The sequence below is a fragment of the Lentilactobacillus raoultii genome, from assembly GCF_900411375.1.
GTDB lineage: Bacteria > Bacillota > Bacilli > Lactobacillales > Lactobacillaceae > Lentilactobacillus > Lentilactobacillus raoultii.
On the sequence record NZ_LS422984.1, the window covers coordinates 290,574 to 307,559 of the forward strand.

The following is a 16,986-nucleotide window of genomic DNA, read 5'->3' on the forward strand; positions in this document are numbered from 1 at the left end:
GTGATAAAATACGGTTTGGAATCTAAAAGGAAACCCAATCTTTAATTGGTTGATATCCTAATTAATAGTTGAGGTGTCCAAAAACCGAAGGAGAGATTTTACTTATGAAGAAAACTAAGATCGTAAGTACATTGGGACCAGCTAGTACCGATGTTGAGACCATCGTTAAATTAATTGAAGCTGGGGCTAATGTTTTCCGATTTAACTTTTCACATGGCGACCACCCAGAACATTTGGATCGTTTAAATAAGGTTCACGAGGCTGAAAAGAAGACGGGTAAGACCGTTGGCATTATGCTTGATACTAAAGGTGCTGAAATTCGAACCACTGTCCAAAAGGATGGTAAAATCGAATATCATACCGGTGATGTTTTCAGAATTTCAATGGATGACAGTCTTGAAGGTGTCAAAGACAAAATTGCCGTCACATACAAAGGCCTTTATGACGATGTTCATGAAGGTGGCCACGTTCTTTTTGATGATGGTTTGTTGGACACAGTTGTAACTAAAAAGGATGACGCCACTAAAGAGTTGGTTGTGACAGTTCAAAATGATGGTGTGCTTGGTTCACGTAAGGGTGTTAATGCTCCTGGCGTTTCTATCAACTTACCCGGAATTACTGAAAAGGATTCCGATGATATTCGTTTTGGCTTGGATCATGATATCGACTTTATTTCGGCTTCATTTGTGCGTAAGCCACAAGATGTGTTGGATATTCGAGCATTGCTTGAAGAAAAGCACATGGAACACGTTCAAATCTTTCCAAAGATTGAATCACAAGAAGGCATTAACAACTTTGACGATATTATCAAAGTTTCAGATGGTTTAATGGTTGCTCGTGGTGATATGGGTGTTGAAATCCCAGCTGAAAATGTGCCGTTGGTTCAAAAAACTTTGATCAAGAAGTGCAATCAATTGGGTAAGCCGGTTATTACGGCAACTCAAATGCTTGATTCAATGCAGGAAAATCCTCGCCCAACGCGTGCCGAAGCATCCGATGTTGCCAATGCGGTCTTTGATGGGACTGATGCAACGATGCTTTCAGGTGAAAGTGCTAACGGTGAGTATCCGGTTCAATCAGTTCAAACCATGGCACGAATTGATGTTAAGGCTGAAAATGCGTTTGATCAATTTGGTACCCCACGGCCAACCTTTGATGCCAGTGATGTGACGGAATCTATCGGTGATTCAGTTGCTCGGGTTGCAAAAGAATTAGGTATTCACACTATCGTTGCTGCAACTCGTTCAGGTTATACGGCTCGCATGATTTCCAAGTATCACCCAGATGCTGATATTTTGGCATTAACTTTCGATGAGCGAACTCGTCGGGGCTTAATGGTTAACTGGGGTGTTCACCCAATCTTAGTGGACGAAGTTAAGAGCAGTGATGAAATCTTTGAGCTGGCTGCTAAAAAGGCCCTTGAAACTGGTTTAGCCAAGGAAGGCGATTTGATTATCGTGACGGCTGGTGTTCCAGTTGGTGAAAGTGGTACAACCAACTTAATGCGAATTCAATTAATCGGTTCTAAACTGGTTCAAGGCCAAGGAGTCGGTGATAAGACTGTGATTGGTAAAGCAGTTATCGCAAAAGATGCCGCTGATGCCAAAAACAAGGTGACTGAAGGTAGCATTTTAATTGCCAAATCAACTGACAAAGATTATCTACCAGCTATTGAGAAGGCTAGTGCCGTGGTTGTTGAAAACGGTGGTTTAACTTCTCATGCAGCTGTTGTTGGTATTTCGATGGGTATTCCGGTTATTGTGGGTGCTTCCGATGCCACAACGAAGATTTCTGATGGCGAATTAATTACGGTTGATTCTCATCGTGGTGTTATTTATCACGGTGCTTCAAGTTCATTATAAAAATAATGAGTTAAAAATGTGGAAGAGGTCAGGCAATTGCTTGATCTCTTTTTGTTTTGGGAGGATTAACGTCGTTGGCAATGGGTCGTCAGTCGAATTTTATTTTGAAAACGTGTAGAATTGGAAAAGAAGATTCCAGAAACGGAGATTAATATGGATAAAAATTTAATGGCTCAAGTGTTAACCGGCACGCTCACTGATGAAAATGATCAGGATTACTTCGTCCAAGTGGAGGGAGAAACTTTTCAACTGGATAAATCCGAGATTAAAAAACCTTTCAAAATGGGAGCTCACTTTACTGGTTTTACGTATGAAAATGAACAGCATAAAATGCAAATTACTCGGCAAATCCCTAAAATCAGGCGGGATCACTATGCGTTTGGAACGGTTGTAAAAGGCAAATTTGGCTTAGGCGTCTTCGTTAATATTGGGTTGCCCAATAAAGACGTTGTGGTTTCGATGGACGATTTGCCGACGGTCACTCAGCTTTGGCCACGTGAAGGCGATCAATTATTGATCTCGCTAACTGTCGACAATAAAGCCAGAATTTGGGGACATTTGGCTGATGAAGAAATCTTTGAGGCCATTTCACGACCGGTTAAAGGGCACATCCAAAATCAAAATCTGAAAGCCAGAGCTTATCGATTGAAATTATCAGGCACTCGGTTACTAACGGAAGACTATCATTTGGCCTTTTTACATCCAAGTGAACGGTTGGCTGAACCACGTTTGGGGGAAGAAGTTTCTGCTCGGGTAATTGGCACTTTAAGGGATGGTTCAATTAACTTGTCCACTCGACCACGAGCTTACCAAGAGATTGGCGAAGATGCTGAGATGATTTTAGCAGCCTTGGAACATACTGAAACCAAACAACTTCCTTTTAGTGATAAAAGCGCACCGGAGGACATTAAAACTTACTTTGGAATCAGTAAGGGTGCCTTTAAACGGGCTTTGGGACACTTGCTGAAAGAAAAGCTCATTACCCAGCAAGATGGTAAGATTACACTGACAAAACAGGAAGATTAATTATGAAAGAACAACTTGCAGATTATTTACATTTTCTTCGGGTTGAGCGAGGACTGTCTGAAAATACTATCCTGAGTTATCGTCAAGATCTGACTGACGCTAGTCGCTTTTTTCAGAGAAATACTCAAAAATGGACTGAAGTTGATCAATTTTTAATTTTAAATTATTTGGAACACTTGCAACAGGAAAAAAAGTCTCAAGGAACAATCATTCGAACAGTTTCCAGTCTGCGAAGTTTTTTTCGGTACTTAGCTCAGTTTGGCGTGGTTTCAGATGACCCAATGCTAAAAGTCGATTCACCGAAAAAGGCTCAGACTTTACCAGATGTTTTAACGCAAGCCGAAGTAGGACGATTATTGTCAATGCCCAACGTTTCTCGACCACTTGGTATAAGGGATCGGGCAATCCTTGAAACTCTGTACGCCACTGGATTACGGGTAAGTGAACTGGTTAATTTAAGACTGACAGATTTACATTTGCCCATGAAATTAATTCAAGTAGTTGGGAAAGGTGATCGGGAACGCATTATTCCAATTGGGGAAGTGGCAATTGATTGGCTGACACGTTACTTGAAAACGACACGAATTGATCTTTTAAAGAAGCGGCGAAACACAGATTACGTTTTTTTGAATGCTCATGGTCGTCAATTGACTCGACAAGCAATTTGGCAAATGATTAAAAAATACGTTAGTTTGGCTGGTATCAAACGGCACGTCACGCCCCATACGCTTCGACATTCTTTTGCGACTCATTTGTTGGAAAACGGGGCCGATCTCAGAGTCGTTCAGGAACTACTCGGGCATGCCAATATCTCAACCACTCAGATTTATACTCACGTGTCGCACCAACACTTAAGCGAAGTTTATCGAAAGTTCCATCCACGTGCGTAATAGTGAGGTGATAGAATGCTGTATCAGTATCGAAAAGATTATCAAAAAATAACGATGGGTTTATTTTCATTGGTTCCGGATCTTCAGAATGTGGATTTGGTTTCTCAAGAAATGACGTGGTATGCTGATAAACCCAACCGAATGATTTATTTATGGAAGGATACTCATCATAATTGGTCTGGATTGGTTGGCGTTGAGATTGAATCAAATCAGCTTTTAATTCATCGATTGGTTTTAGCGCCACCAAGTCGAACGCAAGAGAACTACAATCGACTTTTGGATGATTTGCAATCGCTGTATCCAAAAACGAAAATCATTGGCGGCTTTGAAACGAAGCAAATTTGTACAAGGTGGGAGCAATCAAAAGATTATGGCAGGTATTGATCGACAACCCGAACTACATTTAACTGATTTTGACGGCCCGCTGGAAGTCTTACTTCATCTAATTCAAGCGTCCAAAATGGATATTTACGATATTCCAATTGCCCAAATCACCAAGCAATATATGGATTATATTGAAGATGCCCGTCAGCTGAATTTAGAAATTATCGGTGATTACTTTGTGATGGCTGCCAAATTAATGGTCATTAAATCCAAAATGCTTTTGCCAACTCCCGATATTGACCCTTCAGATGAAGCTGATGAAGATCCGCGGGAAGATTTAGTGGCTCAATTAATTAATTATAAAAGGTATAAGCAAATTGCCGAAAAATTAAAAGCATTCGAAGCAACCCGCCGACTTAGTTATACGCGATCGGAATTAAGGGTTCCGGCTTCCAAAGAAACATTAGTTGACCCATCGCCCTTTAATAAAGGCGATGTGATGGCCAGCTATGTCGATGCATTGAAACATTTTAACTTCCATCAGCCACTATCAACAACGGTTCATGAATGGCAATTCACCATTGAAAGTCAAACTAAACTGATCAGACAGTTGTTGGATCGACATCCAAGCCAAATTTCATTTGATAAGGTGATTCAGGGCTCAACGAAGCCTGAAGAAATTGTGACTGATTTTTTAGCAATCTTAGAAATGGCTAAATACGACGAAGTTTACCTGGAACAAAAAAATCATCATGCATCAATTGAAATTCGAAAGGGGCCAGCGTATGACCATCAATAATTTAGCAAAGATTGAAGCACTTTTATACGCCTCAGGCGATGAAGGGATTAGTTTAGAACAAATTGCAGAACGAACAGGGCTTGAATTATCCGCTTGTCGACAGCTGGTTGAAAGAATGATGCAACGTCTAAATCAAAATCCTGATGCCGGACTAAAGGTTTTTGTCAGTGACCATGTTTACCGGTTAGGGACCAAAGAAGCATTATCAGACTTGGTACAAGACTATGTCAATGATGCCAAGCCACGGGTTCTTTCCCAAGCTGCACTTGAGACGATTGCCATTGTCATGTACAATCAGCCAATTACCCGAATTGAAGTTGATGAAATTCGAGGCGTGAATAGTTCGGCCATCCTTCACCGACTTTTGAATCAGGGGTTGGTCAAAGTGACAGGCATTAAGCAGGAAGTGGGAAATCCAAAGCAGTATGGTGTGACAAATTTTTGCCTGGATTATTTTGGATTAGCCTCGTTGGCGGATTTACCACCCTTGCCTAAAAATGAACATTTAACTGATAATACAAGCGATTCATTATTAACAAGGTTTAATGAACAACTCAATCAAAAAACACAGGAGAGTGAAAAATGAGCGAACGGTTACAAAAAGTGATGGCTCACGCTGGAGTTGCCTCCAGACGAAAAGCCGAAAAATTGATCAGTGAGGGCCATGTTAAAGTCAACGGTCACGTAATCACTGAATTAGGGACCAAGGTTACTGACAACGATGAAGTGAAGGTTGATGAGGTCCCAATTTCACGTGAAGTACCGGTCTATTATCTGCTTTATAAACCACGCGGAGTGATTACAGCTGTAACGGATAATAAGAATCGGCAAACAGTCGTTGATCTTCTTAGTGATGTAACAGAACGAATTTATCCAGTTGGCCGTTTGGATTATGATACTTCCGGCTTACTGTTGTTAACTAACGATGGGGAATTGGATAACCATCTAACTCATCCCAAATATGAAGTGGATAAGACCTATGTGGCAAAGGTAAAGGGAATTGTGACGAATGATGATATGAAACAGCTTCGAACCGGTGTCCGAATTGATGGTCGAAAAACAGCAGGTGCCAAAGCCAGCGTCATTAGAACTAATCAAAACAGTTCGATCGTCTCGTTAACGATTCATGAAGGACGGAATCATCAAGTCAAAAAAATGTTTTTGGCATTGGGTCACCCAGTTGAAAAATTGAGTCGCCAGAGTTATGGCTTCTTAAATCTAAAGGGCCTTCAACCTGGAGAATATCGCAAATTAAAACCCCATGAGGTTGAAGAATTGAAAAAATTATCCCAAACAAAGTAGGGTAGGTATCTTTTGATGACTTACTTTTAAAAAGGAATCGTTGACTTTTGTTAAAAATCTGATATATTTGTAGGTAATAAAAAAATAATTTGGTTTATCTTCAGGGCAGGGTGCAATTCCCGACCGGCGGTGATAGTCCGCGACACGTGAGTTTTCACGCTGAACCGGTGGAATTCCGGTACCGACAGTAAAGTCTGGTATGTAGAAGATTAAATTTTTTACTACACTTAAACTTAAAGTCCTGGCAATTGTTGTCAGGACTTTTTTGAAGATTAACCATTGGAAAAGGGGTTCTTTTCAATGGAACATAGTGGTAATAAGCAATTGTCAACAACGAGGTTGGTCGAAATGTCGGTCCTGGCCGGCTGCTCATACGTCCTCATGTTTTTGTCATTTCCAATCATTCCGATTGTCCCGTATATGAAAATCGATTTTTCAGATATGCCAATTTTAATTGGAACCGTTCTGTTTGGGGCAACTGGTGGGATCACGATTGCCGGGCTGAAATCGTTACTTTACTGGCTGACGGTTTCTGGTGCCTCAATTCCCGGCTTGATTGGAGTTGGCTCGTCGTTTCTATCTTCTGTAACGTTAATTTTGGCTTTTTATTGGGGCAGTCGCTGGTTGGCCTCCCTTAAACCAATGGTGAAAAGCTTCTTAGTTATTGGATTCATGGCTGTCAGTTTAACGATCGTAATGTCGTTTTCAAATTGGTCAGCTGTTATTCCCCTCTACATGAATGTCATTGGAATGAAGATTGGGATGCCGTTATCTTCTCTCATTCTGTATGGCGTGGTGCCATTTAATCTGATTAAAGGAATTGTTGTTGGCGGGCTTTTCTACCTCATTAAAAATAGTGTCTTACCGAGATTAAGATTTAAATAGTTTAAAATTACCTTGGTTATCGTATATAATTAATGCAGCCTATATTGTAAGATAGTGGTGGTTGTATTCTCAAAGATTAAAAGATTGGGAAGTTAATCCTAGTCTTTTTTCTTTTATTTGACTTAAGGGTGGATAAAATGGATTTAGCAACGGTTTTGGTATTATTTAGCTCGTCAACGCAGTGGCGGCGGTCAAAAGCTGTTAAAAATATTTTAATTGGCCGTCGAACAGTTTCTAATTTATATTGGGCTTTACAATATCAGTTATTGCCTGATTTTGGCGCATTGCATGGGGCACTATCAAATGATGTTGAGCAGGCAGTATCTAAGTTAAAACGCCAACATCTGGTAACGTCAGATGATGAGTTACGACTCCTTTTAACTAAGCAGGGCGTGGCCTACCAGAATAAGTTGCGTAAACAGTTACCGAATTTAGCAGCATTAACAACAGCTGCACAATTCGATATTTTTCGGTTTGCAGATCGATTGGCTTTAGCAACTCAAGTAGTGTCGGAATACAGTTATGCAAATAATCGCTATTACCCACAGGAGATTGGTCTATTTGACACGCAACTGGTTAAACGCTGGTTTTTACAAAACAAAGATCAGGCACTACCCCAATATTTATATACACTCTTTAACAGATTCTTAACGATGCTGAAAAGAGACGACTTTGCGGTCACTTTCGTTCAAGGACTGAGTGGTCATCAACTAACGGGAGAAACGAACTTACAAATTGCCAAAGAGCAGGGAACAACTCCGACCGTTGTGTCGTTAACCAGGTTGATATTGATGGCGCAATTATTTAGTCAACTACACGAATCAAGAAAGTCGAAAATGGCCTTATTAATTCAGGGATTGGCTAAACCGGTGATTTCGGTTAGTGCTCAGAAAACGCTAACGATGTTCTGCCGTTTCCCTGATTTATCATTGTTAGAAATTGCTCGACGGCGGCGTATTAAATTAACAACGGTTCAAGAGCACCTTCTTGAAGCAGCCATCGTTTTACCGGGAAAACAAGTGCCTGTTCAACGGTTATTGGCCTCTTCAATTGAAGAAAAGTTGGCAAGTGCTCAGCCACAGGATTTAGCTAACTGGTCATTTCAAGAAGCCAGTCAAAAAATAGTCGGACTGGATTTTTTTAGTTTTCGATTGTTTCAAATTCAAAGGTTGAAACGGGCTCAAAGGAAAGTGTAGGACAATCAGATGCTTAGTTTACGTGATCAGTTAACAAAATATTTTGGCTTTGAAAACTTTCGTCCCGGTCAGGAAAAAATTATGAAGGCATTATTAGCTAATCAGAATGTTTTGGCAATTTTACCTACGGGTGGTGGGAAAACACTCCTTTATCAGCTCTACGCGGCAATTACCCATCAACGAATTGTCATTGTTTCGCCACTAATTTCACTCATGCAAGATCAGGTGAGCCGGTTACAGTTTCTGGGGGCTAAGCATGTAGTGGCTTTAACATCTGCAATGGATTTTCGCGAGCGTCAATTTATTTTGGCCCACCTTGATCAATTTCAGTTTATTTATGCCTCGCCTGAAATGCTGGCTAATGAAAAAGTCATTACTCGGCTACAGCAATTGACTGTCGGCTTGTTAGTGATTGATGAAGCTCACTGTATTTCAGAATGGGGCCCTGATTTTCGGCCGGATTATCTTAAATTAAATCGTGTTCGAAGCATGTTAAAAAATCCGCTGACATTAATGATGACTGCAACGGCCACCGTCTCGACCCGGCAGGATATTATTAGAAGGATGGGCATGGCGGCTAATCAAGTCAAACAAGTTATCCTTTCTGTTAACCGTCGAAATATCTTTTTGAGCGCCAAGCAGTTGGCTGATCAACATGAGAAAAATAACTTACTGATTCAATTAATTGAACAGCTGCATGGGGCGGGAATTATTTACTTTTCAAGTCGTTCAACGGCGGAAACGGTAGCGGAAATGCTGAATCAAGAAACCACAAAACAGGTAAGTGCTTATCATGGTGGGATGCCAAATCAGACCCGCTTTCAAATTCAACAACAATTTATGCAAAATGACATTGATATTATTTGTGCTACCAGTGCTTTTGGAATGGGGGTCAATAAAGACGATGTCCGCTACGTGATTCATTATCATTTACCTGGGAACATTCAAAATTACATGCAGGAAATTGGTCGAGCCGGTAGAGATGGTCAACCGGCATTAGCAATTTTATTGTATGAGCCTAACGATCAATATCTCCAGGCAAACCTGATTGAAAATACCTATCCGGACAACCACTTAGTTGATTATTTATATCGTCATCCAAAAGAAATGGCTCGTCAGGATGAGTTTCGAGTACTTAATTATTATTACACTAATCATTTTTCAATAGATCAGGCTAAGTCACTCCTTCAGCGTGCTAGGCAGCAACGAATTGAGGGGTTGCGACAGATGTCTCAGTATATTTTGACAACAGGGTGTCGCCGAAAAATGCTTTTAGCATACTTCGATGAGTCGTTGTCTGAAAAAAGTCGTCATGATGAGTTTTGCTGTGACTTTCATTCGAATTTTTGGTTAAACTGGCAAGCTTTCAATGATCGTTATTTAACCCCACCGCCGGTCAAAAAACATTTAGCAACTCCGAATTGGCAAGAACGGTTGCAACGCTTATTTTTATTAAAAAATTAAGGAACCCGATTGACAATTTAATGCTAAAATAGGATTGTCTATTCTGTAATTAAGGAGGGGCCGTTATGAATACAAATGGGGATCATAAGCATTCAGAAGAAGATCAACCCTGGAATCAGACTTTTTCAGAAGATCGTGATGAACAGGGACATTTATCACGTGTTAAACTTCGTCAACAGAGTCATAATCATAATATGATCACTGTTATTCTGGTATCATTAATTATTATTGTTGCCTTAGTGTCATTGATATATGGAATTGCTAAACAGAGTGCAGCCGGGAACAGATCGACAAATCATCATCCAATTGTTGCGATGCCTCAGCAAGCTCATTCAAAAAAAAAATCATCAAAATCCACTTCAATTGATCATAAAGCCGCTCAAACGGCGTTAAAATCATCAGCTAAAGCCAAAGCGGCTGGTAACTCAACTAAAGTTGCCAGTGCCTCTTCAACCACCAATCGATCTTCAACCAATCAAGCGACGTCATCGACTGGTCGGACATCAAATGCGGCATCGGTAACTCGAAAAAGTAACTCGACCAGTTCAGCCTTAAAGCCCAATACTAACAACCCAACCACGACGGCCTCAAACGGGTATCGATACGCAACGGTTCAAGCAGGCCAAGGGATTTACCGAGTTGCTGTTAATAATGGATTGACGATGAGTCAGCTGATGCAAATGAATGGGTTGTCAACTGCTTCACAAATTCACCCAGGTGAACGGCTTCGAGTGAAATGAGGTTTTTAAATTATTTGACGTAGTTTGGCAGATTTGCACTGGACTTATCAGCCAGAACCAGTAAAATTAAATGCGGGCATCGGCCATTGACCGACCCCGGATTTATTAAATTCAAGACAGGTTAGGAATGTAATGATGCATAAAAATGGATTACAAGTAGCAATTGATGGGCCGGCATCGGCTGGCAAAAGTACGGTCGCTAAACTTGTGGCCAAACAGTTCAATTATATTTATTGTGACACTGGCGCAATGTATCGGGCTGTTACGCTGAAAGCAATTCAACAGGGAATTTCGCTAGATAATGAGCCTGAAATTGCTAAAATTGTTAAGGAATCAAAAATAACGTTCACACCAGATGAAACTGGCCAAAAGGTTTTCATTGATCACCACGATGTGTCAGAGGCCATTCGTTCGGAAGAAGTGACCAACTCGGTTTCCGCAGTTGCCGCGATTGCAGCTGTGAGAAAGCAGCTGAGTGCCCAACAGCAAGCTATTGCCAAAGACGGTGGCATTGTCATGGATGGTCGCGATATTGGGACAGCTGTGCTACCAAATGCTGAGGTAAAAATTTTCTTGGTGGCTAGCGTTGAAGAGCGGGCCAAGAGACGCTATAAAGAAAATATTCAAAAAGGCATTAATACACCATTGGATGAACTACAATTGGAAATTGAGGCTCGTGATTATAAAGATTCTCATCGAAAAATTTCACCCCTTACCAAGGCCACAGACGCAACTGAGATTGATACAACGGCACTTTCGATTGATCAGGTTGTTTCAGAGATTGCAAAAGTGATTAATTCGAAATTGAATTTTAACTAATTGGTCAATTAACTGGTAATATGAGTGAATTTAAGATAAAATTATGATTAGAGTTGTTTCAAGGAGGAATTGTTTGATGAGTGAAAATGCAAATAACGATAAAAACGATCTTTTGAACGCTTTAAATAGCGTAAGTGAAGTTAAAGTGGGTGACGTTGTCACTGGCGAAGTCTTGGCTAAGGATGACGAGCAACAATTGATCGTGGGGATTGAAGATACAGGTGTTGAAGGAGTTGTTCCTCAGCGCGAACTATCTTCTTCTCAAAATTTTGATGATATCAAGCAAGGCGATAAGCTTCAATTGGTTGTAACATCAAGAATCGGTAGTGATAAAGAAGGCGGTGGTTTTCTGCTTTCATCACGTCGTCTGGAAGCCCGCAAAGTTTGGGATGAATTGGCTGAAAAGTCTAAAAATGATGAAACAATTACTGCCAAAGTTTCTCAAGCCGTTAAAGGCGGGTTAGTTGTTGATGCAGGTGTTCGTGGTTTTATTCCTGCTTCAATGATTTCTGATCATTACGTAGAAGATTTAAATCAATTCAAGGGACAAGAACTTGAATTGAAGATTATTGAGATTGATCCGGTTGCCAACCGGTTAATTCTTTCGCATAAGGCAATTATTCAGGCTCAAAAGGCTAAACAACGTGAAAAGTTAATGGAAACTCTTCACGAAGGTGACATTGTTGAAGGAACGGTTGCTCGTTTAACCAATTTTGGTGCCTTTGTTGACTTAGGCGGCATGGATGGTTTGGTTCACGTGTCACAAATTGCTTATGAACGAGTTGACAAACCTTCTGATGTTCTTAAAGTCGGCCAAAAAGTTAAAGTTAAAGTTTTGTCAGTTGACTTTGACCGTAATCGAATTTCACTTTCCATCAAACAAACTCTTCCAGAACCTTGGGACGGAATCGAAGAAAAAGCACCTGCAGGCAGTGTTCTTGAAGGAACCGTTAAGCGCTTAGTAGACTTTGGTGCCTTTGTAGAAGTATTTCCAGGTGTTGAGGGCCTGGTTCATATTTCACAGATCTCTCATGAACACATTGCAACTCCGGGAGACGTTTTGAAGGTTGGTGAAAAGATCAAGGTCAAGGTGCTTGATGTCGATCCCGACCGTAAGCGGTTGGCACTTTCTATTAAGGCTTTGACTGACAAGCCAAAGGAATCTTCTTCTAAGCCTTCGAACCGACGTCCATCAACCAACGTGAATGATCGTTCAAGAAATAATGCACCCGATGAAGAAACCGGCTTTACTTTAGGTGACCTCGTCGGTGATGAATTAAAGAAACAGTCTAACGACGATAACAACAATAATTAAAAGCTAGATTATTTTGTGAGGGAGGTCGAGACAAAACGTCATCGTTTGTCTCAGACCTCTTTCTTTATGCACTGATTATATGAGTCAAAAATGAAATGGAGGCTTTTTTATGGCAATGCCAACAGTTGCATTTATAGGACGCCCCAACGTTGGTAAATCAACCGTTTTTAATCGAATTGCCGGTGATCGAATTTCGATTGTTGAGGACACCCCGGGAGTGACTCGAGATCGAATTTATACACATGCAGAATGGTTAGCAACCGAGTTTGCAATGATTGATACTGGTGGTATTCAAATTAATGATGCGCCATTTAGTACGCAAATTAAAAATCAAGCTGAGATTGCCATTCAAGAGGCAGACGTCATTGTCTTTGTCGTCAGTGCCAAAGAAGGTTTGACCAGTGATGATGAACAAGTGGCTAAGATTTTGTACCGAAGTGATAAGCCCGTTGTCTTAGCAGTTAATAAGGCGGATAATCCAGAGTCTCGTGAAAACATATATGATTTTTACGCTTTAGGTTTTGGGGATCCGATGCCGATTTCGGGCGTTCATGGGCTTGGAATTGGAGATTTGCTAGATAAAGTTATTGAAAAATTTCCCAAAGAAACCGCTGAATCTGACAATGATGATATCCGCTTTAGCATTATCGGCCGCCCAAACGTAGGCAAGTCGTCACTTGTCAATGCGATTCTCGGTGAAAATCGAGTCATTGTTTCCAACGTAGCCGGCACAACTCGGGATGCGGTTGATACTCGATTTGAAGCGGATCACATTAAATTTACGATGGTTGACACGGCTGGAATTCGAAAGCGCGGTAAAGTTTACGAAAATACAGAACGTTACAGCGTCATGCGGGCCATGAAAGCCATTGATCAAAGCGATGTGATTTTATTTGTGATGAACGCTGAAGAAGGAATTCGTGAACAGGATAAAAAAGTGGCTGGATATGCTCATGAAGCTGGTAAAGCCATCATTACGGTGGTTAACAAATGGGATACGCTTAAAAAGACCAACCATACCCAGCAGGATTTTGAAACGTTAATTCGAAATGAATTTCAATATATGACTTATTCACCAATTATTTTTGTTTCGGCGAAAACAAAGCAACGAATTGAGAAGCTGCCGGCGCTAATAAAGCGGGTTTACGATAATCATGAAAAACGGGTTCAATCGTCAGCTTTAAACGACGTTATTATGGATGCCGTAGCGATTCATCCAACGCCGACCGTTAATGGGAAACGTCTTCGAATCTATTACGCCACTCAAGTCGTTTCCGGGCCGCCAACGTTCGTTGTCTTCGTTAATAATCCGGATTTAATGCACTTTTCTTATGTTCGGTTTTTGGAAAATCAAATTCGAGATCATTTTGATTTTAGCGGAACACCGATTCGAATCATTAAACGGAGCCGAAAATAGGCTTTTTAATCAAATCTTTACTTTGTGAAGTTAAAAAAGCCTTAATTTACTGGCTATCCGAACGATTTTTGAATTTTGAATCACAAATAGATTCTTAAAAGTGAATTCCCGAATTAAAGGCTTCTAAAGAAGGTCAAAGTTCGCAAATCACTTAGGTTTATGTAAAATATGACGATTTGATTCCTGCTTAAAATAACCTAAATTTATTAAAAGTCGGTGAATTCGGCAGGAAATTGGATAAAAACATTGCAATGACGGCATTCTTCTGCTATATTTGAAAAAGAAATGATGCTCAAACCGCGTCGTTTTAGCAATTCTGATTCCAACGAATCAAGTTTGTGATGTTTTACATACCTATCTTTGAGGGAGGTGAATACACTCATGGCAAACAAAGCAGAATTAGTAACCAACGTCGCTGCAGAAACTGGCTTGACTAAGAAAGATGCTACGGCAGCTGTGGATGCAGTATTTGATTCAATCCAAGCTAGCTTGGCAAAAGGCGAAAAAGTTCAATTGATTGGCTTCGGTAACTTCGAAGTTCGTCAACGGGCAGCTCGCAAGGGTCGTAACCCACAAACAGGTCAAGAAATTCAAATTCCAGCAAGCAAGGTACCAGCATTTAAACCTGGTAAGGCGCTTAAGGATGCTGTTAAATAGTATTTCATCAGTTAAGCCAGAACGACAAATGTCGGACTGGCTTTTTCGTTGCTTATGGAGCGTGAAAACCACTAATTAAAATATACATTAATATGTATTAACATGGTATAATGTATATGAGGTGAATATACATGAAACCAAAAGAAATGGCTGAACGGTTAGGCGTCTCGGTTAAAACCCTTCAAAAATGGGATCGCCAAGGCAAATTACCGGCCAAAAGAACGGTGACGAACCGGCGTTATTACACTGAGGCTGATTATTTAAAAGCCATTGGTCAGCCCAAAGCTAATCGGAAAAATGTTATTTATGCCCGAGTATCAACCGCAGCGCAGAAAGATGTGTTTTCAAGCAGGAAATTAATATTAGCTAGTTTTGAGAGAACGAAGTTCTTTCAGGAAAATAGTGTGGTGGCGATAGCCAGAAGGAGACACCTGTTCCCATGCCGAACACAGCAGTTAAGCTTCTGAACGCCGAGAGTAGTTGGGGGATCGCCCCCTGCCAGGGTAGGACGTTGCCACGCGATTATGGAGGATTAGCTCAGCTGGGAGAGCATCTGCCTTACAAGCAGGAGGTCACAGGTTCGATCCCTGTATCCTCCATATTGAGCCGTTAGCTCAGTTGGTAGAGCATCTGACTTTTAATCAGAGGGTCGGCAGTTCGAGACTGCCACGGCTCATTACAATTGAATATTATTAAGCGCATAATATATTGTATGCCGACTTAGCTCAGCTGGCAGAGCACCTGTCTTGTAAACAGGGGGTCGGAAGTTCGAATCTTCTAGTCGGCATTTTGCGGAAGTAGTTCAGTGGTAGAACATCACCTTGCCATGGTGGGGGTCGCGGGTTCGAATCCCGTCTTCCGCTTATTATGCCGGGGTGGCGGAATTGGCAGACGCACAGGACTTAAAATCCTGCGGTCAGTGATGACCGTACCGGTTCGATCCCGGTCCTCGGCATATTTTGCACCCATAGCGCAACTGGATAGAGTGTCTGACTACGAATCAGAAGGTTGTAGGTTCGACTCCTACTGGGTGCATTGTTTTAACGGGAAGTAGCTCAGCTTGGTAGAGCACCTGGTTTGGGACCAGGGGGTCGCAGGTTCGAATCCTGTCTTCCCGATTGATAGATTATTATCAACATCATTATCATCGCGGTGTAGCTCAGCTGGCTAGAGCGTCCGGTTCATACCCGGGAGGTCGAGGGTTCGATCCCCCCTGCCGCGATTTAGGGTCTTGGACCTTCTTGGACCTTTAGCTCAGTTGGTTAGAGCAGACGGCTCATAACCGTCCGGTCGTAGGTTCGAGTCCTACAAGGTCCATTGGACTCAGTATTATTATTTTTTATTGTTATCTATGGAGGATTACCCAAGTGGCTGAAGGGGGCGGTCTTGAAAACCGCTAGGTGGGTCAAACCACGCGAGAGTTCGAATCTCTCATCCTCCTTTTAATTATCGCGGGATGGAGCAGTCTGGTAGCTCGTCGGGCTCATAACCCGAAGGTCGTTGGTTCAAATCCAGCTCCCGCAATTTTGGTTCGTTGGTCTAGTTGGTTTAGGACGCCTGCCTGTCACGCAGGAGGTCACGAGTTCGAGTCTCGTACGAACCGCTTTTGGCTCGGTAGCTCAGTCGGTAGAGCAATGGATTGAAGCTCCATGTGTCGGCAGTTCGATTCTGTCCCGCGCCACTAACTAATTAATTGAATATGCGGGTGTAGTTTAGTGGTAAAACCACAGCCTTCCAAGCTGTTGTCGCGAGTTCGATTCTCGTCACCCGCTTTTTCATGTGTTATAATGGGCCTATAGCTCAGCTGGTTAGAGCGCACGCCTGATAAGCGTGAGGTCGATGGTTCGAGTCCATTTAGGCCCATATTGGAGAAGTACTCAAGTGGCTGAAGAGGCGCCCCTGCTAAGGGTGTAGGTCGCGTAAGCGGCGCGAGAGTTCGAATCTCTCCTTCTCCGTTAAATGACCCGTTGGTCAAGTGGTTAAGACACCGCCCTTTCACGGCGGTAACATGGGTTCAAATCCCGTACGGGTCATTCAAACAGTTTATTTTATTATCGCGGGATGGAGCAGTCTGGTAGCTCGTCGGGCTCATAACCCGAAGGTCGTTGGTTCAAATCCAGCTCCCGCAATTTTGGTTCGTTGGTCTAGTTGGTTTAGGACGCCTGCCTGTCACGCAGGAGGTCACGAGTTCGAGTCTCGTACGAACCGTCAATTTAATCGAATGTCATTAAAGAGTCAAGAGTCAGTAGCCGTTAAATGCTACTGACTCTTTTTTAGGCTTTCAAAACCG

The 16,986-nt window shown here is 41.8% G+C and carries 15 protein-coding genes, 19 tRNA genes, 1 rRNA gene, 1 pseudogene and 1 riboswitch; all 36 genes and pseudogenes read left to right on the forward strand.

The features are described 5' to 3' along the window. Positions 1 to 104: 104 nt before the first annotated feature. Positions 105 to 1,862: a pyruvate kinase gene (pyk, locus tag ED605_RS02990; protein WP_121977434.1), complete on the forward strand. Its 1,758-nt coding sequence runs from the start codon at positions 105 to 107 to the stop codon at positions 1,860 to 1,862. Positions 1,863 to 2,015: 153 nt separating this feature from the next. After that, positions 2,016 to 2,888: a CvfB family protein gene (locus ED605_RS02995; RefSeq protein ID WP_121977435.1), complete on the forward strand. Its 873-nt coding sequence runs from the start codon at positions 2,016 to 2,018 to the stop codon at positions 2,886 to 2,888. A gap of 2 nt (positions 2,889 to 2,890) precedes the next feature. Continuing rightward, the gene (xerD, locus tag ED605_RS03000) at positions 2,891 to 3,778 is read left to right on the forward strand and encodes a site-specific tyrosine recombinase XerD (RefSeq protein WP_121977436.1); all 888 of its coding nucleotides are present in this window, start codon (positions 2,891 to 2,893) and stop codon (positions 3,776 to 3,778) included. Positions 3,779 to 3,793: 15 nt separating this feature from the next. Then, the gene (locus ED605_RS03005; protein WP_121977437.1) at positions 3,794 to 4,162 is read left to right on the forward strand and encodes a reductase; all 369 of its coding nucleotides are present in this window, start codon (positions 3,794 to 3,796) and stop codon (positions 4,160 to 4,162) included. After that, positions 4,149 to 4,901, forward strand: a complete 753-nt coding sequence (locus tag ED605_RS03010) for a segregation and condensation protein A (protein ID WP_121977438.1) — start codon at positions 4,149 to 4,151, stop codon at positions 4,899 to 4,901. The genes ED605_RS03005 and ED605_RS03010 overlap by 14 nt, the downstream gene beginning before the upstream one ends. Continuing rightward, positions 4,888 to 5,487: an SMC-Scp complex subunit ScpB gene (gene scpB / locus ED605_RS03015; RefSeq protein WP_121977439.1), complete on the forward strand. Its 600-nt coding sequence runs from the start codon at positions 4,888 to 4,890 to the stop codon at positions 5,485 to 5,487. Before ED605_RS03010 ends, scpB begins: the two co-directional genes overlap by 14 nt. Next, positions 5,484 to 6,203, forward strand: a complete 720-nt coding sequence (locus tag ED605_RS03020; protein ID WP_121977440.1) for a pseudouridine synthase — start codon at positions 5,484 to 5,486, stop codon at positions 6,201 to 6,203. Before scpB ends, ED605_RS03020 begins: the two co-directional genes overlap by 4 nt. Positions 6,204 to 6,295: 92 nt before the next feature. After that, positions 6,296 to 6,417, forward strand: a riboswitch (FMN riboswitch). A gap of 86 nt (positions 6,418 to 6,503) precedes the next feature. Beyond that, positions 6,504 to 7,088: an ECF transporter S component gene (locus ED605_RS03025; protein ID WP_121977441.1), complete on the forward strand. Its 585-nt coding sequence runs from the start codon at positions 6,504 to 6,506 to the stop codon at positions 7,086 to 7,088. A gap of 137 nt (positions 7,089 to 7,225) precedes the next feature. Next, the gene (locus ED605_RS03030) at positions 7,226 to 8,284 is read left to right on the forward strand and encodes a helix-turn-helix domain-containing protein (RefSeq protein WP_121977442.1); all 1,059 of its coding nucleotides are present in this window, start codon (positions 7,226 to 7,228) and stop codon (positions 8,282 to 8,284) included. A 9-nt stretch (positions 8,285 to 8,293) separates the two neighbouring features. Continuing rightward, a complete protein-coding gene (locus ED605_RS03035) occupies positions 8,294 to 9,748 on the forward strand; it encodes a RecQ family ATP-dependent DNA helicase (RefSeq protein ID WP_121977443.1) in 1,455 nt (484 codons plus the stop codon). Positions 9,749 to 9,813: 65 nt separating this feature from the next. Next, positions 9,814 to 10,488 (forward strand): LysM peptidoglycan-binding domain-containing protein, encoded by a 675-nt coding sequence (locus ED605_RS03040; protein ID WP_121977444.1) that lies wholly within the window; start codon positions 9,814 to 9,816, stop codon positions 10,486 to 10,488. A 135-nt stretch (positions 10,489 to 10,623) separates the two neighbouring features. Next, positions 10,624 to 11,307 carry a (d)CMP kinase gene (gene cmk / locus ED605_RS03045; RefSeq protein ID WP_191981333.1) on the forward strand — a complete coding sequence of 228 codons (684 nt, stop codon included), beginning with the start codon at positions 10,624 to 10,626 and terminating at the stop codon, positions 11,305 to 11,307. 76 nt (positions 11,308 to 11,383) lie between these two features. Next, positions 11,384 to 12,622, forward strand: a complete 1,239-nt coding sequence (rpsA, locus tag ED605_RS03050) for a 30S ribosomal protein S1 (RefSeq protein WP_121977446.1) — start codon at positions 11,384 to 11,386, stop codon at positions 12,620 to 12,622. Positions 12,623 to 12,731: 109 nt separating this feature from the next. Continuing rightward, positions 12,732 to 14,039 carry a ribosome biogenesis GTPase Der gene (der, locus tag ED605_RS03055; protein WP_121977447.1) on the forward strand — a complete coding sequence of 436 codons (1,308 nt, stop codon included), beginning with the start codon at positions 12,732 to 12,734 and terminating at the stop codon, positions 14,037 to 14,039. Positions 14,040 to 14,420: 381 nt separating this feature from the next. After that, a complete protein-coding gene (gene hbs, locus ED605_RS03060) occupies positions 14,421 to 14,696 on the forward strand; it encodes a non-specific DNA-binding protein Hbs (protein WP_121977448.1) in 276 nt (91 codons plus the stop codon). A 131-nt stretch (positions 14,697 to 14,827) separates the two neighbouring features. Beyond that, positions 14,828 to 15,031 (forward strand): annotated as a pseudogene (locus tag ED605_RS03065) (IS607 family transposase); the annotation flags it as partial. 68 nt (positions 15,032 to 15,099) lie between these two features. Then, positions 15,100 to 15,216, forward strand: a 5S ribosomal RNA gene (gene rrf, locus ED605_RS03070). 6 nt (positions 15,217 to 15,222) lie between these two features. Continuing rightward, positions 15,223 to 15,295, forward strand: a tRNA-Val gene (locus tag ED605_RS03075). A 4-nt stretch (positions 15,296 to 15,299) separates the two neighbouring features. Further along, positions 15,300 to 15,372 (forward strand) — tRNA-Lys (locus ED605_RS03080). A gap of 38 nt (positions 15,373 to 15,410) precedes the next feature. Beyond that, positions 15,411 to 15,483: transfer RNA gene (locus tag ED605_RS03085), tRNA-Thr, on the forward strand. A 4-nt stretch (positions 15,484 to 15,487) separates the two neighbouring features. Next, positions 15,488 to 15,559, forward strand: a tRNA-Gly gene (locus ED605_RS03090). 6 nt (positions 15,560 to 15,565) lie between these two features. Continuing rightward, a tRNA-Leu gene (locus tag ED605_RS03095) sits at positions 15,566 to 15,651 on the forward strand. Positions 15,652 to 15,657: 6 nt separating this feature from the next. Continuing rightward, positions 15,658 to 15,731, forward strand: a tRNA-Arg gene (locus ED605_RS03100). A gap of 9 nt (positions 15,732 to 15,740) precedes the next feature. After that, positions 15,741 to 15,814 (forward strand) — tRNA-Pro (locus tag ED605_RS03105). Between the two features lie 30 nt (positions 15,815 to 15,844). Further along, a tRNA-Met gene (locus ED605_RS03110) sits at positions 15,845 to 15,918 on the forward strand. Positions 15,919 to 15,939: 21 nt separating this feature from the next. Further along, positions 15,940 to 16,013 (forward strand) — tRNA-Ile (locus ED605_RS03115). Positions 16,014 to 16,049: 36 nt separating this feature from the next. Then, positions 16,050 to 16,137 (forward strand) — tRNA-Ser (locus tag ED605_RS03120). A gap of 9 nt (positions 16,138 to 16,146) precedes the next feature. Then, positions 16,147 to 16,220 (forward strand) — tRNA-Met (locus ED605_RS03125). A gap of 4 nt (positions 16,221 to 16,224) precedes the next feature. Next, positions 16,225 to 16,299: transfer RNA gene (locus ED605_RS03130), tRNA-Asp, on the forward strand. A gap of 5 nt (positions 16,300 to 16,304) precedes the next feature. Then, a tRNA-Phe gene (locus ED605_RS03135) sits at positions 16,305 to 16,377 on the forward strand. 20 nt (positions 16,378 to 16,397) lie between these two features. Further along, positions 16,398 to 16,468: transfer RNA gene (locus ED605_RS03140), tRNA-Gly, on the forward strand. A gap of 17 nt (positions 16,469 to 16,485) precedes the next feature. After that, positions 16,486 to 16,559 (forward strand) — tRNA-Ile (locus ED605_RS03145). A gap of 4 nt (positions 16,560 to 16,563) precedes the next feature. After that, positions 16,564 to 16,651 (forward strand) — tRNA-Ser (locus ED605_RS03150). 6 nt (positions 16,652 to 16,657) lie between these two features. Next, positions 16,658 to 16,729: transfer RNA gene (locus tag ED605_RS03155), tRNA-Glu, on the forward strand. 22 nt (positions 16,730 to 16,751) lie between these two features. Continuing rightward, positions 16,752 to 16,825: transfer RNA gene (locus ED605_RS03160), tRNA-Met, on the forward strand. Positions 16,826 to 16,829: 4 nt separating this feature from the next. Continuing rightward, a tRNA-Asp gene (locus ED605_RS03165) sits at positions 16,830 to 16,904 on the forward strand. The last annotated feature ends 82 nt before the right edge of the window (positions 16,905 to 16,986 follow it).

What these genes read in the sequence shown, in the direction of transcription:
- ED605_RS03030 (WP_121977442.1), top strand. Translation starts at nt 7,226, where the DNA reads ATGGATTTAGCAACGGTTTTGGTATTATTTAGCTCGTCAACGCAGTGG.
- ED605_RS03025 (WP_121977441.1), top strand. Translation starts at nt 6,504, where the DNA reads ATGGAACATAGTGGTAATAAGCAATTGTCAACAACGAGGTTGGTCGAA.
- hbs (WP_121977448.1), top strand. Translation starts at nt 14,421, where the DNA reads ATGGCAAACAAAGCAGAATTAGTAACCAACGTCGCTGCAGAAACTGGC.
- rpsA (WP_121977446.1), top strand. Translation starts at nt 11,384, where the DNA reads ATGAGTGAAAATGCAAATAACGATAAAAACGATCTTTTGAACGCTTTA.
- xerD (WP_121977436.1), top strand. Translation starts at nt 2,891, where the DNA reads ATGAAAGAACAACTTGCAGATTATTTACATTTTCTTCGGGTTGAGCGA.
- ED605_RS03020 (WP_121977440.1), top strand. Translation starts at nt 5,484, where the DNA reads ATGAGCGAACGGTTACAAAAAGTGATGGCTCACGCTGGAGTTGCCTCC.
- der (WP_121977447.1), top strand. Translation starts at nt 12,732, where the DNA reads ATGGCAATGCCAACAGTTGCATTTATAGGACGCCCCAACGTTGGTAAA.
- pyk (WP_121977434.1), top strand. Translation starts at nt 105, where the DNA reads ATGAAGAAAACTAAGATCGTAAGTACATTGGGACCAGCTAGTACCGAT.
- ED605_RS03040 (WP_121977444.1), top strand. Translation starts at nt 9,814, where the DNA reads ATGAATACAAATGGGGATCATAAGCATTCAGAAGAAGATCAACCCTGG.
- ED605_RS02995 (WP_121977435.1), top strand. Translation starts at nt 2,016, where the DNA reads ATGGATAAAAATTTAATGGCTCAAGTGTTAACCGGCACGCTCACTGAT.
- ED605_RS03035 (WP_121977443.1), top strand. Translation starts at nt 8,294, where the DNA reads ATGCTTAGTTTACGTGATCAGTTAACAAAATATTTTGGCTTTGAAAAC.
- ED605_RS03010 (WP_121977438.1), top strand. Translation starts at nt 4,149, where the DNA reads ATGGCAGGTATTGATCGACAACCCGAACTACATTTAACTGATTTTGAC.
- cmk (WP_191981333.1), top strand. Translation starts at nt 10,624, where the DNA reads ATGCATAAAAATGGATTACAAGTAGCAATTGATGGGCCGGCATCGGCT.
- scpB (WP_121977439.1), top strand. Translation starts at nt 4,888, where the DNA reads ATGACCATCAATAATTTAGCAAAGATTGAAGCACTTTTATACGCCTCA.
- ED605_RS03005 (WP_121977437.1), top strand. Translation starts at nt 3,794, where the DNA reads ATGCTGTATCAGTATCGAAAAGATTATCAAAAAATAACGATGGGTTTA.